Here is a 15,434-nt window from a genome sequence, read left to right as displayed (position 1 = left end):
GGACCGGACTTGACGTCCACAACGCCGCCGACTGCCCGTCAAAAAAAGGGGCCCCGGCAGGCGAGCCGGCCGACCATGCCCTCGCACGGTCCCGCGGCGGACTGACCACGAAGATCCACCTCGCCGCCGACGGCAACTGCCGGCCGTTGGCATTCGTCGACACACCCGGCCAGGCCGGCGACGCACCCGCGTTCACGCAGTTCCATGGCCGTCATCCGAGTCGCCAGGCCCGCAGGCAGACCTAGCACCCGGCCCATGGTCGTGCTGGCCGACAAGGCCTACTCGTCACGCGGGATCCGCGAGCACTTACGCGTCCATGTGTGTGCTATTGACTCCGAAAGCTGTCCAGTCCTGCGTCCTGCCGGCCTTCGGCTCGATGAGGCAACGGCTTCTGCTCGCCCCCGCTGGTGTCGTTCGACGCAGGGGTGAACGGGTTCGATGACGTGTAGTGCAAGAAGTGTATGGGCATGAACGAAATGCGAACGGCAGCGCACCTGAGATCAGCGTTCATCGACTCTGCACCCCTTGAGTACGCTTAACAAGAGACGTGTCGGGCCGGGTCGTCTCCTTGTGCGGGCGCCACTACATCGGGGCTCACAGGGAAGACCGCGGGCGTACTGCCTATCGGTGCACCGGGCGTCGATCCGACCCGCCCTGCAGGTGTCAGGAGATCTTGACTGGCCCACTGGAGGACGTGGTGTGGCACGAAATCACCAATTTCCTCGCCGACCGTATTCTGCTCCAGTCCCTGGCGGGCGCCGTACTTGGTCTTGGTCCCGGCCAGACGACGTCGCTCGGCGGACGCCTCGCAGATCTGGACGCACGAATCGAACGCAGCCGACGGGTGAGGAAGAAGAAGCTCGTCGCGCTGGCGGCGGCCCGCACAACAGAAGAAGGAAGGTAACTACTCCTGTATCGCAGACGACTTTCGAGCAGCTCTCGCCGAGATCAGGGATGACTTCGCGAGTAGCGAGCTGCAGCTGCTATACCTGCGTAGCGCCGTCGCGGACCGCCTGGCGGCGGCGCAGCAGCAGGAGGCGCGAGCAAATCAAGCGCTGGCGAACGGCCTGGACGTGCAGCGCCGCTTGGGCCTGCTGTCCGTGAAGCAGCGGTTCGAGCTCTTGGACCTGCTGGACCTCAAGGTGCGCATCGTCACCGAGGTTCCCGGAGCAGTCCGCGGTACGGGATGCCCGTTCGAGGCATGGTTCGGCAAGCACCACCGTGCGGTACCGTGTCCCCTTACTGACGAGCAGTGGGCCCAGGTGGCTTCGTGCTTCCCTAAGCCGCAGAAGAAGACGCGTGTGCTTCCGCCGCGAGTGGTCTTCGAGGCATCTCTATACAAGGTGCGCCACGGTATTCGGTGGGACTCGCTTCCGATGCATGTCTTGCAGGGGCAGCACGCGCGCAGTGTCTATCAGCGTGCCTTGAGCTACCTGCATGACGGGCACTGGCAGCGCGCAGTGAGTGCGCTGGGGGACTACCAGGGCACTGCGGTACCGCCGCAGTACGTGCTGCCGGACATCAATATCAGTTGCAGGTTCGATGCAAGCCTGATCACGCACTCGGAGAGTTCGGGCTGTTGGTGAGCGCCGTTGGTGCTTGCTGTTTCGTCATCCCCGTTCCCGGTTGCCCCGGGCCAGGACTGCGGGTCCGATTTTCGGCTTTGGACTTTCCCGGGCGTCATCACCTCTGGCCGGCGAGCCGCACCCAGAGGCTGTGCGGGCACGCCAGTCGCGATCGGTATCGCTTCTTCTGGCCTGAATGCATCGTCGCTGCAGCTTTTGAACAGGTGAGTTCACGTCACGACGATGGTCTTGGATGAGGATGCTTGAGGTCTTGCCCGGGAGTAGTCCTGTCCCGCCGTGACTTGGTAACCCTGTGCGTGCGCGCAATTCTGGGTGCCACCCGTAGTCGTATGCACCAGACAGGGAAGGCGTGCCTTTCAGACACCAAACAGCCGCAGCCTATTGCTTAGTTTCAGCCATCCTGTGTGAAGGGTGGGTGCAACGCAAGTTGCTACCTCATCCTGAAACGTTCGTCACCACACGGAGGGGAAGCGATGAGCGCCGTGCGCCGCCATGCCGCAGATCCGGATGTCCTGGCCAGGACCACCGGGCTGGTGAATTTTTTGCAGGAGATGGTGCGCAGCAGCCATCAGCGCCAGCGAGATGACCGTGGCCGTGGGAGGGAGCGGCTTTGGCTGGCAGATCTGCCCGCCCAAATCCGTAAGCCCGGTGTCCGTGAGGACGGCGTGCTGCTACAGCTCAAGCACGTTCCGCAGGAACCGCCGCCGGACCTCCCGGAACTCCTGGAAGGCTGGATCGACCCGCTCGCGTGCTTGGACCCCGAGGCAGAAGACCCGCCGCTGGCTGATGAAGGGCCAGCCCACAGCAGGCTGCCGGTTCCGGCGGGAACACTTCGCGACGATGAGCCGGCTGTTATCGCCCGGGATGAGGCGGCGGAGGTGCTGCGCGCATACGGGTCGTGGCTGAACCGCTGGCGGACTTGGGCGCAGAAGGAGAGGCGTGAGCAGCCACTGCGCGCCTTGTACGACCTGGTCTATGGCTGGCATCAAAGGCTCGCGCTGGAGGACGACCGGGTCGAGCTGGTCTTGGCGGTGGGCTTGTTGACGTGGGAAAAGCCGGGGCAGGACGCGGTACACCGGCATCTGCTTGTCCAGCGGGTGGAGACGTCAGTGCACCGCGGAACTGCCGAGGTGACGGTGCGGCTGTCGGCGGAGGGGGCGATGCGCCTCGAGGACCAGGACTTCCTGGACTCCGGGGACGGCTGGATCCGGGAGCAGTCCGCGGTCCTGGGCGATGACATCGCCTCCAGCGCTGTACACCCACTGGACCCGGACGCGCTTGAGTTGCTCTCCAAGTGGCAGGACCGCGCCTATCAGCACCGAATCGCCTTCAGCGCCCGATGGCAGCCACCCGGGTCGCCCGAGCCCGTGTCTCGGGTGACGTACGCCCCTGCATTGGTGATGCGGCCTCGGAATCTGAACGCCCTGCTGCGCCTGTACGGGAAGATCGCGGAGACCATCGCAGCGGAGGAGTACGCGCCCCTTGGCCTGGCCCAGATGGTCTTGGACGGGCTGAGCGCCGAGGAGCGCGCGGCCTGGGATGGGCATGGCCTGGGGCAGGCTCCGCTCTTCCAGGGCGATCCGCTCTTTCCAGGCAAGACGAATGAGCAGCAGCGCAGGGTGCTGCGCCGGCTGCAGAAGGACACCGGTGTCGTCGTGCAGGGCCCGCCGGGCACGGGTAAGACGCACACGATCGCCAACCTGGTGTCGGCTCTGCTCGCAGAGGGCCAGCGGGTCCTGGTCACCAGCGCCCGTGACCAGCCGCTCGCCGTACTGCGCGACAAACTCCCCAAACCCGTCAGGGACCTGTGCGTGCTGCTGCTGAGTTCCACCCGCAGCAACAACGGCACCAGCGAACTGGAACGGACCGTGACAGCGCTGACCAAGCAGGTGGCCAGCACCGATGCCGAGACACTGCAGGCGGAGATCAACCGCTTGACCAGACGGCGCCTGGACATCCAGGGCCGCATCGGCACCCTCACCGACCAGCTGTTATCGGTACGAGAGCAGGAGTACCGCTACCAAGGGGTGGCACCCGGCTACGCCGGCACCCTGGCCGAGATCGTGCAGCGAGTCCTGGACCACCAGCCGTCACTTAGCTGGATTGGATCCTTGGCCGACAACGTGCCCGAAGAGTCGCCGCTGTCGGCTCAGCAGGCCCAGGAACTGCTGGTGCTGCTGCGAGAGGGCGCGGGCGAACCCCGTATCGGCGGAGCCTTGCCCTCTGTCGAGGAGTTGCCGGACTCTGACCTGGTTGACGCGACCTTCGCTGCGAGCCGCCTGACATCGCACGGCCTGGACGAACAGACCCTGCAGTTGCGCGACGTCCTGGCCGGGCTGGATCCTTCGCTGACCGATGACATCGCAGGGCACCTGGACAATGCGGCGACTGCACTGCACTACCTCGGTCTTCCCGCGGACCCGTCCCGGTGGGAGGAGGATTCGTGGGTGTGCCGGGCACTCACCGAGCGCCTGGCACGCCCCCAGACGCTGCTGTGGAAGCGAGTCGAGGACACCGCGGAATACATCACCCGGGCGCGCGACGCACTCGACTCGGTCGGAGTGCGGAGCGTGCACCTGCCCGACGGCCTCGATGCACAGAAAGCCGGAAGCATGGCTACGTCCGGGCAGGACCTCCTCAAGCATCTGCAGACCAAGGGCCAGCCGCGTGTGCGGGAGCGGTTCATGTCGCTCGCCTCACGTGAGCAGAAGAACGCCCATGACCTCCTGACTCTGTGCACCATCGACGGTCAGAGTCCGCGCACCGTTGACGACCTCGAGCACGTCCTGGCGTACCTGCGTGCCCACATCGCCCTGGACGTCGTCGCGGTGCGATGGAAGCAGGTGAAGGCATCCCTGCCCGAAGGAGACCTCGAAGTCATCCTTGCGGAGCTGGACCACCGCCAGCAGCAGTTGGAGCACATCTCAGCCTTTGTGCAGGCCAGGGAAAACATTGATCGGATCCTCGTCGGTCAGAACGTCAGGCTCGGCCTGACCACGCGAACTGCCTGGCAGATCCTTACCCACGCAGCAGGTGCTCTTGCCCACAGGCGTGCTGCTGACGAAGCGCTTGCCCAGCTCATCTCCTGGGACCAGTACTTGAGCGCTACCGAGGACGGGCAACAGCCGGCCTCGGAGGCGCGCGCCCTGTCGGCCGCGCTTCGCGAACAGGACTCCGCCGCCTACGTCAAAGCCGTCGAAGATCTGTACGCCGCCCACCATCGCGATGCACGCAGGAGCCACTGCCGTCGCCTGCTCGACCAGATTCGCACCGCCCACCCCGTGCTCGCCGCCCGCCTGCTGGAAGAAGCCCATGACCCGCAGTGGGACGAACAACTGGCTCAGATCGAGCGTGCCTGGGCATGGGCTAGAGCCGCAAAGTTCGTGGCTGCTCGCCGCACGCCCGGCTTGGAACAGAGGCTGGACACGGAACTCGGCCAGCAGGAGAGCCTCCTGGAGGAGGTCACCGGCGAGCTTGCCGCGACCTGGGGCCGGCTGCACTGCCTGAAGAACATGACCCCCGAACAGCGGTCGGCCCTGCAGATGTACCAAACCCACATGTCCAGCCTCGGCCGCGGCACGGGCCGCAGCGCCGACCGGCTGCGCGCTGCCGCCAAGGAACGCATGCGTGTAGCCCAGGGCGCCGTACCCGCCTGGGTCATGCCCATCGCGGACGTTGCCGAAATGGTGCAGACCGGCCACAACAGCTTCGACGTCGTCATCGTCGACGAAGCAAGCCAGGCCAGCATGGACGCCCTCTTCCTGCTCTGGCTCGCGCCGCGCGTCATCGTCGTCGGCGACGACAAGCAGTGCTCACCACCATCAACCGGCTTCGGCCGTCACCAGGCCATCCGCGACAAACTCGCCGCCTACCTCCACGACATGCCCTCCGGTGTCCGCGAGCTGTACATGCCACACACCAACCTCTACGGCCTGCTCAGCTCGTTCTTTCCCGAAGTCATCCGCCTTGATGAACACTTCCGCTGCGTCCCGGAGATCATCAACTGGTCATCGGCCAACTTCTACGACCACTCCCTCCTGCCGCTCCGCCAGTACGGGGGCGAGCGCCTGGATCCTCTGCGTGTCACCTACGTCGAGGACGCGGCAACGGCCGGGCGCGAGGTTCGCATCCACAACCCGAGGGAAGCCGAAGCCATCGTAGACACCCTCGAGCGCATGACCGAGGATGCGGCCTACCGTGACAAGACGATCGGTGTGATCGTCCTGCAAGGCCACGGCCAGACCAGATACATCCAGGCCTTGATCGAGCAGCGCATCGCCCCCGCTGTCCGCCAACACCATCGCATCCAGGTAGGCAACGCCGCTTCGTTCCAAGGCGACGAGCGCCACGTCATCCTGCTGTCCATGGTGGTCACAGACCCACCGAAGAGCGCAGGCGGTGCCCGTAGCGAACAGCAGGCGTACAACGTGGCCGCCAGCCGCGCCCAGGACCAGATGTGGCTGTTCCATTCAGTGCCGGTGGACCGCCTCAAGCCCAACGACATGCGCCTGAACCTGATCACCTACATGCACAACCCGCCGGCTGCCCTCTCCGTCGTGCATGACATCGGCTTCGTATCACCCGACGTCATGCAGGCGCCGTTCCAGTCGATGTTCGAGCAAGAGGTCTATCTGCGACTCAAGGGACGCGGATACCACGTGCTGCCACAGTATCCGGCCGGTACCAAGAAGATCGACCTCGTTGTCGTCGGCGCACGCGGACGTCTTGCCGTGGAGTGCGACGGAGCCTACTTCCACGACACGACCCGCGAGCAGATCGAACGCGACCATCAGCGCGACCGAGAACTACGCAGGGTGGGCTGGGAGTTCTACCGAATCCCTGAGAGCGAGTTCCGCTTCGACCCGGACGAGGCACTCACCGGGCTGTGGTCCGAACTGAACCGCCTGGACATCCAACCTGCCGAATACGCGCTCCGAACAGCAACGCGCGAGGAATCGCCTGAGTGGAGCCCCCTCGACCTGAGGGGCTCGGATCACGAAGAGGAAGACGAGGCACCCGAAAGCGACGAACTGTATGACGCCGAGCCGGCTGCCGCTTCCGGCAGCGAATCATCGCGGGACATCCAAATGAGCAACCCCACCGAACTGAGCGACTTCTCCGGCGACGGCGGGGATGACGCCCCAGAGGAACTGGAACAGAGCGCATGACCCACGCACCGGAGAATGGCACTCGCACCCTGGACACCAACACCATCAAGGAGCTGGCACGAGTCATCTGCGGCGACGACCACCTCTACTACCGCGGTACTCGCGATCTGACCCGCTTCTTCGAGAATGCCGGCTGGCGCAACGTCCTCGACTTCGACGGCGAGTCCCGCAGCGAATGGACCCTGGACCGCCTCACGGAACGCCGCGCCGACCACGCGGCCATCGAGCAGGTACTGTTGCGCCTCGCCGATGCCCGTGAGTACTACGAGGAACCCCACCAGCTGGCCAAGGTCCTCCACGCGGTCAACGTCTTTCTCGTCCACGAAGGTCTCCGTCTTGAGAACCCCGGAGGACGACCCCGCCTGGTGGCCTGCGACCCCTCACTCGGACACCCGGGAGAGCAGGCCCCGGTCGAGTTGAAGGCCACCATGGCCGAAATCGTTGCCGATGAGCGTATGGCGCAGCTCCTGCAACACCGCCTCGACGAGGCCCGCACCTGCTTTGCCAATGGAGCTCACATCGCTGCCGTCATCATGCTTGGCTCCTTGCTTGAAGGCGTTCTCCTGACAGTCATTCAGGAACGCGACGCTTCAATCCTGAGCCGACGGGACCTCAAGCGTGTCAGCCTTGGGGAGCTGATCGACATCTGCTCGCGCGAGCGATGGATCGACGCGGACGCCACGAGCTACAGTCACACGCTGCGTGACTACCGCAACTTCGTCCACCCCCACCGCGAGTTCCGAGAGGAACACAAGCCCGACCGCGACACCCTCAATGTCTCTTGGTGGGTCGTCAACGGAGCTTTAAACGACCTGGCCGCCAGTCACCCCCGTTAGGTTCTGTCCGGCAGATCTTGTGACTGTGTGATTGTCCGGTCGTTAGGTCGGGCATGGGGCGGGGTGATCTGACGAATGCAGAGTGGGTGCGGCTTGAGCCGCATCTGCCCGCCGCGGGCCTGCGCGGTGGTCGCTGGTGCGGCCATCGGCAGGTGGTCAAAGGGATCCTGTTCCGGGTGCGGACCGGGATCCCGTGGCGGGACCTTCCCGAGCGGTACGGCAGTTGGAAGACGGTCTACGAACGCCACCGGTGCTGGTCCGCCGACGGCACCCGGGACCGCATTCTGAAGTCGGTCCAGGCCGACACCGACCTGGCGGGCCGGCTCGATTGGGGCATGGTGGACGCCGACTCAACCACGTGCCGGGTCCACCAGCACGCGGCCAGGGCCGCAAGGCCGCCCCGAGGGTTCCGAAAAGGGAACGACGCCCCGAAACCACCGCCCCGACGAGGGGCTCGGACGGTCCCGGGGCGGCCTGACCTGCAAGATCCACTTCGCCGGCGAGGGTGGCTGCCGCCCCTTGGCCCTGCTGATCACCCCAGGCCAGTGGGGCACGCACCCCAGTTCGCGGACTGGGAGCCCAGCAGCCACGAGAAGTACACCCGGGACGACTCCTGGCGTTGGCGCGAGGTAGTCAGGGACCTGCGGCGCCGAGCCCAACAGAAGCGGGACCACGCCGCTTCCTGAGGCGCATTCTCCCTGATGGCCCGTCCGCGAAAGGCGGGCGGGCCACCAGGGCCCGGTGGCCTCCCATTGGGGCCCAGCATGCGCTTCGATGGGTGCACTGGGGGTAAGAGCCGCAGGTCCGGACCCCGCCGTCTCGTTAGCCGCGGCGCATCGAAACTCTCATAACGCTCAATGCATCGCTTTTGAGGGTTCCTAGAGTCGTCAAGCTCTTCATGGCCTACCCCGGCGTCTTCTACAGCGACGACGGACGCATCCTGCGCGCGATGCAGCGGGCCTCCGGGAACGGCGGGCTGATCATGATGCACGCCGAGAACGGCATCGCCATCGACGTCCTCGTCGAACAGGCCCTGGCGCGCGGGGAGACCGACCCCCGCCACCACGGCGAGGTCCGCAAGGTCCTGCTCGAAGCGGAGGCGACCCACCGGGCGATCCAGCTCGCCCGGGTCGCCGGCTCACCGCTGTACGTCGTCCACGTCTCGGCGGAGGAGGCCGTCGCGGAACTGGCCGCCGCCCGCGACAAGGGCCTGCCCGTCTTCGGCGAGACCTGCCCGCAGTACCTGTTCCTGTCCACCGACAACCTGGCCGAGCCGGACTTCCAGGGCGCCAAGTACGTCTGCTCCACGCCGCTGAGGCCGCGCGAGCACCAGGCGGCGCTGATGCGGGGCTTGCGGACGAACGACCTCCAGGTCGTCTCCACCGACCACTGCCCGTTCTGCTTCCGCGGCCAGAAGGAGCTGGGCCGCGGGGACTTCTCGAAGATCCCCAACGGGCTGCCGGGGGTGGAGAACCGCATGGACCTCCTCCACCAGGCGGTCCTGGACGGGCACATCAGCCGCCGCCGCTGGATCGAGATCGCCTGCGCGACCCCGGCCCGGATGTTCGGCATCTACCCCCAGAAGGGCACCATCGCGCCGGGCTCGGACGCCGACATCGTCCTCTACGATCCGCACGCCGAGCAGGTCATCTCCGCCGAGACGCACCACATGAACGTGGACTACTCGGCGTACGAGGGCAGGCGGATCACCGGACGCGTCGACACGGTCCTCTCGCGCGGAGAACTCGTCATCGACCGGCGCGAGTACACCGGCCGGGCCGGCCACGGAGTCTTCGTCCCCCGCTCCACCTGCCAGTACCTGTAAGCGCACGCAAGGAGCAGCCAGCCATGGACTTCGGCCTCGTCCTGCAAACCGACCCGCCCGCTTCCCAGGTCGTCAGCCTCATGAAACGCGCGGAGCGCAACGGCTTCCGCTACGGCTGGACCTTCGACTCGGCGGTCCTCTGGCAGGAACCGTTCGTCATCTACAGCCAGATCCTCGCCAACACGCGGAAGCTGCACATCGGCCCCATGGTCACCAACCCGGGCACCCGCACCTGGGAGGTCACCGCCTCCACCTTCGCCACCCTCAACGACATGTACGGCAACCGCACCGTCTGCGGGATCGGCCGCGGCGACTCGGCCATGCGGGTCGCCGGCCGGGCCCCCAACACCCTGGCCCGGCTCGGCGAGGCCATCGACGTGATCCGCGACCTGGCCGAGGGCCGCGAGGCCCTCGTCGACGGCAACCCCATCCGCATCCCCTGGATCAAGGAGGGCCGCCTCCCCGTCTGGATGGCCGCCTACGGCCCGAAGGCCCTGGCCCTGGCCGGACAGAAGGCCGACGGCTTCATCCTCCAGCTCGCCGACCTCTACCTCACGGAGTGGATGGTCAAGGCGGTACGCGCCGCGGCGAAGGAGGCCGGCCGGGACCCGGACGCGATCACCATCTGCGTGGCGGCCCCGGCGTACGTCGGCGACGACCTGGCCCACGCCCGCGACCAGTGCCGCTGGTTCGGCGGAATGGTCGGCAACCACGTGGCGGACCTCGTCACCCGTTACGGCGAACACTCCGACATGGTCCCCGAGGCCCTCACCGACTACATCAAGGCCCGCAAGGGCTACGACTACTCCCACCACGGCCGCGCGGGCAACCCGTCCACGGACTTCGTCCCGGACGAGATCGTCGACCGCTTCTGCCTCCTCGGCCCGGCCGAGGCCCACATCGAGAAGCTGCGGGCCCTGCGCGACCTGGGCGTCGACCAGTTCGCCGTCTACGACATGCACGACGCACGCGAGACGGTCATCGACGCCTACGGCGCGCAGATCATTCCGGCCCTCGCCGGCTGACTGCCCCCGAACGGACCGGCTCCTCGGGCACCCGCGCTCCTGACATACGATCAGGAGCCCGGATGGCCGCGGTAAACGGGGGGCTGATGTTCAGGTTGCTGGTGTCGCAGACGGACCCGAGGGGGCTGCGGACGATCCTCGACGCACTCGAACTCCCCAGGCCTGCCGGACCCCTCCTGATCGACGTCGCGCCGGGCCACTACCGGACCGAGGGGCTCCGTTGCTGGGGCACGGTCGCCATCAACGCGCTCGGCGGCCGCGGATCGGTCGTCATCGACGGGTCCGCCTCGTACAACTTCCAGGTGGAAGGCCATATGACGTTGCGCGGCCTGGTCCTGCGCAACTGGCACGAGACCGGGCGGGCGCTGAACGCGGTGGGCGGCACGGCGGTGGTGGAGGACTGTGAGCTCCTCGCCAAGTCCGGCAACGCCGTCGGCGCCTGGGGCGGGGCCGAACTCTTCCTCCAGCGCAGCACCGTACGTGAGGGGGCCGTCGTCTACTCCGATGCCGCCGGCCTGATCGAGGAGAGCTCGGTGATCGGCTCCGCCCTCTGCGGTATCGCGCTGCGGGACGGCAGCCGGGTCAGCGTCCGCAACACCCGGGTGCACGGCGCTGTGGATCACGGCATCCTCGTGGCCTCGGGAGTGAACGCGCTGATCGAACAGTGCCGGGTCGAGGAGACCGGACAGGCGGGGATCCTGGTGCGGGAACATGCGCAGGCCACCATCCGGGCCAGCGAGATCCACCGTTCGACCCAGTGCGGTCTGGTGGTGCGTGACAGTGGGCAGGCCGATGTCCACGGCCTCCTCATCACGGAGCCGGCGGTCGACGGCGTCTGGTGCACGACCTCCGGTGCACTGACCGCCGCCCGGATGACCGTCAGGGATGCCAGACGCAACGGGGCCATGGCGGACGAGCGGTCGACCGCCACCCTCACCGACTGCGAGGTCGTACGGGCCGCCGCGCACGGGATCCTGGCCGGAGACGGGGGCAGGGTGGCCCTGGTCAGGGGAGCGGTCGCGGAGTCCGACCTCGGAGTGGGCGTCACCGGCGACGGCTCCCTGATCATGAACGGCACTGTGGTGGCGCGCAACGGCCGGGCCGGCATCGGCGTCGACGCCGGGGCCCGGGTGGTGATTCAAGGCTGCGAGGTCACCGGTACGGACGGCCCGGGGATCATCACCGCGCAGGGCTCCCATGTCGAGATCCGGGAACTCGTGGCGGAGGGAAACAAGGCGGAAGACCGCCTGAATGTCCCGCCCGCGGCGGCGGCCGCCTCGGCGCAGGCCACGGCCCCGCCCCCGCCGGCTGCGGCGCCCGCACGGACCGAGCCCGCCCGGGCCCGGACGCCCGTGACGGCCGAGGCGGTGGACGGCCTCCTCGCCGAGCTGGACGCCATGGTCGGGCTGCGGGAGGTCAAGGACGAGATCCGCAAGCTGGTCAAGTTCCTGCGGGTCGCCGAGCAGCGCCGGGCGGCGGGGCTGCCCGAAGGGCCGGTGATCGGCCGGCACATGGTGTTCTCCGGCTCCCCGGGTACCGGCAAGACGACCGTCGCGCGTGTCTACGGCCGGCTGCTGGCCGCGCTGGGCGTGGTCGCCGGCGGCCATTTCACCGAAGTCTCCCGCGCCGACCTGGTCGGGTCGCACCTGGGCGAGACGACCGCCATGACCACCGCGGTCTTCAACAGGGCCCGCGGCGGGGTGCTGTTCATCGACGAGGCCTACACCCTCTCCCGTCGGTTCGGCACCGGAACCGACTTCGGCCAGGAGGCGATCGACACTCTGGTCAAGCTGTTGGAGGACCACCGGGAGGAGGTGGTCGTCGTCTTCGCGGGATACTCGGCCGAGATGCGCGAATTCCTGTCCGCCAACCCGGGCCTCCAGTCGCGGATCTCCCGGACCATCGAGTTCGAGGACTACAGCCCGGACGAGCTGGTCGGCATCTTCGAGGGACTGGCCGGGCAGTACGGCTTCCAGCTTGCCGAGCCGACCCGGGCGGCGCTGGCGGCCCACTTCCGGCAGGTCCGGCGCACCGAGACCTTCGGCAACGGACGGGAGGCCCGGCGGATCTTCGAGGCCGCCCTCGAACAGCAGGCACTCAGGCTGGCCGACCGCGAGGAAACCCCCTCACCCGGCGAGCTGGTCCTGCTCCTGCCCGACGACCTGGACGGCGTCGTCGATCGCGGACTGGGCGCACGGTTCGCGGAGGCCAGGGATTCCGGGCAGCTGGACACGATCCTCGGCGAGCTCTCGGCCATGGTCGGGCTGGAGGGCATCAAGGCGGCGATCCGCGACCTGACCGACCTGATCATCACCACCCGGCGACGTCGGGAGGCCGGCCTTCCCGCCGACCCGATGCCGAGCCACCTGATCTTCTCCGGCCCGCCCGGCACCGGGAAGACCACCGTCGCCCGGCTGTACGGCTCCCTGCTCGCCGCTCTCGGCGTCCTGGCCCGGGGCCAGGTGGTCGAGGTGTCCCGCAGCGACCTGGTCGGCCAGTTCGTCGGGAGCACCGCCCTCCAGACCGCCGAGCAGTTCGAACGCGCCCGTGGTGGCGTCCTGTTCATCGACGAGGCCTACACCCTGGCCCGCCCCGGCGGAACGGGACACGACTTCGGGCAGGAGGCTATCGACACCCTGGTGAAGCTGATGGAGGACCACCGGGACGAGGTGGTCGTGATCGCCGCCGGCTACACCGACGAGATGACGGCCTTCCTCGACGTCAACCCCGGCCTGGCCTCCCGGTTCTCGGCCACCATCGCCTTCCCCGCCTACAGCCCCGGGGAACTGCTCACCATCCTGGCCCAGCACGCGGAGCGTTCCGGCTTCGAGACCCCGGACGCCACGCTCCAGGCGGTCCGCGCCCGGATCGCCACCGACCCCGAGAGGTTCGTCCAAGGCGGCGCCCGCGAGGTCAGGAAGCTCTTCGACGAGATCAAGAGCGCCCATGCCCGCCGCATCGCCGCGCTGGAACGCGTCGGCCGTGAAGCGACGATGGACGATCTCTGCGTCCTCCTGCCGGAGGACGCCGCCCGGTAGACGAGCGCCCTCATGTGACCTCGTGGATGGTTCCCCGGTCGTGCGGCCGTGGCTGGTGGCGTTCCGCCAACCGTCGCCGTGGCGGCGTCCGTCCTGCCGGTGCGCTCAACGGTGTGCGCGTGTGAGGTCACATGGCCGTGGTCCCCGACCGTCTAGGCCTCGGTTGCACCGCTGTGCAATGGGTGCACCAAGATATACTTACCGGCCGGGTAACCGTCGAGACCGGTTGCCCATCCGTGCCGACCGAGCCGAGGGATGACAGGACGCGATGACCAGTGATGATCCAGTTCGCCGCGGCGGTGGGCGCGAAGCGCAGCGCCGCCGGACCCGCAAGGCGATCCTCGACGCGGCCGTCCGCCTCAGCGCCGGCGGAGCGTCGCCGTCCGTCGACGAGATCGCGGCCGAGGCCGACGTGTCGCGCCGCACGGTCTACGTGTACTTCCCGAGCCTCGACCACCTGATGATCGACGCGACCGTCGGCGCCCTCAACGAGCCGCCGGTCGAGGAGGCGTTGAGCGACCCGGCGCTGGCCGGTGACGCCGCCGGCCGGGTGGACGCCCTCATCCGGACCCTGCTGAAGTACTCCCCGCAGTCCCTCTCCCTGGGCCGCCGGCTGATCCGGCTGACCGTCGACCCGCCCGTGGGCGACGGAGAGGAACCGGCCGGCCCGCGCCGCACCCAGCGCCGGATCGAATGGCTGGAGGAGGCCTGCGAGCCGCTCCGCGAGCTGCTGAGCGAGGCGTCGTTCCGCCGCCTGATCTCGGCCCTGACCATCGTCGTCGGCTGGGAGGCGCAGATCGCCCTGCGCGACGTCCGGGGCCTTGACGCCGAGGCCGAACAGGAGGCCATCCGCTGGGCGGCCCGGGTGCTCGTGGAGGCGGCGGTCAAGGAAGGCTGACCCCGCCGCCCCGCGGAGCAGATCCGCCGTCCCGAGCGGGCCGGTTCACCGGAACGTCGCCCGGCGTCCGGCCCGGCGACGGGCATCGCCGTGGGGTTTGTCGGCGGGGCGTGCTTTGCTGGAGGCATGATCGATGAATATCCGGCCCTTGACCCGTCCGCTGTCGACGAAGCCGTCCGCAAGGCCGCGGCGGTCGAGATCATGCCCAGGTTCCGTCAGCTCGCCGAGCACGAGGTGGACCAGAAGAGCGGTCCGCACGACCTCGTGACGATCGCCGACCGGCTGGCCGAGGAGCACCTCACCGCCTCCCTGACCCGGCTGCTGCCCGGCTCCGCCGTGGTCGGCGAGGAGGCCGTGCACGCCGATCCGAACGTCTACGCCGCGCTGCGCGCCGACGCCCCCGTGTGGATCGTCGACCCGGTCGACGGCACCCGGCAGTTCGTGAACGGCGACCCCCACTTCTGCACGCTGGTGGCCCTCGCCTTGCGCGGTGAGATCCTCGCCTCCTGGACCTTCGCACCGGCACTGGAGGAGATGTCCACCGCCGTGCGCGGGCAGGGCGCGTACGTCAACGGCGAGCGCATACGCAGCGGTTCGCCCGAGCCCGGCGCCGACCTGCGCGTGGCCACGGCCCACCCGCTGTACACCTCGGAGGAGGACCGCCGGAACCTGGCCCGGCTCGACGTGCCCGGCATCGCCGCCCGCCCCTGCGGTTCGGCGGGTCTGGAGTACCTCAAGGTGGCGCGCGGGGAGATGGACGGGCTGGCCTTCACCTGGCCCTCCGCCTGGGACCACGCGGCCGGACTGCTGCTCGTCGCCGAGGCTGGCGGGGCGCAGAGCACGGTCGAGGGCGTGCCCTTCCGGGTGGACCGGGACAACGCGCTGCCGTTCGCGGTGGGACGCGACGAGGCCACCGCCCGGCGCATCCGCGACCTGCTGCGGGGCTGAGCCGTCTCCGCGGGCGGAGGCAGGATCCGGAAGGGACGGCCTGCGGACGGCCCGGCGGGCGCGGGCGGGCGGAATAAGCTGGGGCCAGTGGCCGGACAAAGGAGCTGTCA

General features: G+C 68.2%; 8 protein-coding genes and 3 pseudogenes. All 11 read left to right on the top strand.

What is annotated here, in order from left to right; genetic code table 11:
• Positions 1-80: 80 nt before the first annotated feature.
• Positions 81-312, top strand: a pseudogene (locus tag ACZ501_RS25880) (transposase); the annotation flags it as partial.
• 235 nt (positions 313-547) lie between these two features.
• Positions 548-904, top strand: coding sequence for a recombinase zinc ribbon domain-containing protein (locus tag ACZ501_RS25875; RefSeq protein ID WP_468798475.1), 357 nt, complete (start codon positions 548-550; stop codon positions 902-904).
• Between the two features lie 196 nt (positions 905-1,100).
• Positions 1,101-1,586, top strand: a complete 486-nt coding sequence (locus ACZ501_RS25870) for a transposase (RefSeq protein WP_468798472.1) — start codon at positions 1,101-1,103, stop codon at positions 1,584-1,586.
• A 473-nt stretch (positions 1,587-2,059) separates the two neighbouring features.
• The gene (locus ACZ501_RS25865) at positions 2,060-6,754 is read left to right on the top strand and encodes an AAA domain-containing protein (RefSeq protein ID WP_468798469.1); all 4,695 of its coding nucleotides are present in this window, start codon (positions 2,060-2,062) and stop codon (positions 6,752-6,754) included.
• On the top strand, positions 6,751-7,590 hold the full coding sequence (locus ACZ501_RS25860) for a hypothetical protein (RefSeq protein ID WP_468798466.1): 840 nt from the start codon (positions 6,751-6,753) through the stop codon (positions 7,588-7,590). Before ACZ501_RS25865 ends, ACZ501_RS25860 begins: the two co-directional genes overlap by 4 nt.
• A gap of 53 nt (positions 7,591-7,643) precedes the next feature.
• A pseudogene (locus ACZ501_RS25855) lies at positions 7,644-8,152 on the top strand (IS5 family transposase); the annotation flags it as partial.
• A gap of 327 nt (positions 8,153-8,479) precedes the next feature.
• Positions 8,480-9,415, top strand: a pseudogene (locus ACZ501_RS25850) (amidohydrolase family protein); the annotation flags it as partial.
• A gap of 23 nt (positions 9,416-9,438) precedes the next feature.
• The gene (locus ACZ501_RS25845; RefSeq protein ID WP_468798463.1) at positions 9,439-10,440 is read left to right on the top strand and encodes a TIGR03842 family LLM class F420-dependent oxidoreductase; all 1,002 of its coding nucleotides are present in this window, start codon (positions 9,439-9,441) and stop codon (positions 10,438-10,440) included.
• Between the two features lie 62 nt (positions 10,441-10,502).
• A complete protein-coding gene (locus tag ACZ501_RS25840) occupies positions 10,503-13,478 on the top strand; it encodes a right-handed parallel beta-helix repeat-containing protein (protein ID WP_468798460.1) in 2,976 nt (991 codons plus the stop codon).
• 268 nt (positions 13,479-13,746) lie between these two features.
• On the top strand, positions 13,747-14,376 hold the full coding sequence (locus ACZ501_RS25835; RefSeq protein ID WP_361602492.1) for a TetR/AcrR family transcriptional regulator: 630 nt from the start codon (positions 13,747-13,749) through the stop codon (positions 14,374-14,376).
• A 126-nt stretch (positions 14,377-14,502) separates the two neighbouring features.
• Entirely contained in the window at positions 14,503-15,324 is an 822-nt protein-coding gene (locus ACZ501_RS25830) for an inositol monophosphatase family protein (protein WP_361602489.1), read from the top strand.
• Positions 15,325-15,434: the final 110 nt, after the last annotated feature.

The sequence above is a fragment of the Streptomyces sp. NPDC034085 genome (assembly GCF_055575555.1).
This window is presented reverse-complemented; position numbering and strand designations above follow the sequence as displayed.

Bases quoted from the DNA above. Each gene is read 5' to 3' on its own strand.
- ACZ501_RS25865 (WP_468798469.1), top strand. From the start codon at position 2,060: ATGAGCGCCGTGCGCCGCCATGCCGCAGATCCGGATGTCCTGGCCAGG.
- ACZ501_RS25860 (WP_468798466.1), top strand. From the start codon at position 6,751: ATGACCCACGCACCGGAGAATGGCACTCGCACCCTGGACACCAACACC.
- ACZ501_RS25845 (WP_468798463.1), top strand. From the start codon at position 9,439: ATGGACTTCGGCCTCGTCCTGCAAACCGACCCGCCCGCTTCCCAGGTC.
- ACZ501_RS25840 (WP_468798460.1), top strand. From the start codon at position 10,503: ATGGCCGCGGTAAACGGGGGGCTGATGTTCAGGTTGCTGGTGTCGCAG.
- ACZ501_RS25835 (WP_361602492.1), top strand. From the start codon at position 13,747: ATGACCAGTGATGATCCAGTTCGCCGCGGCGGTGGGCGCGAAGCGCAG.
- ACZ501_RS25830 (WP_361602489.1), top strand. From the start codon at position 14,503: ATGATCGATGAATATCCGGCCCTTGACCCGTCCGCTGTCGACGAAGCC.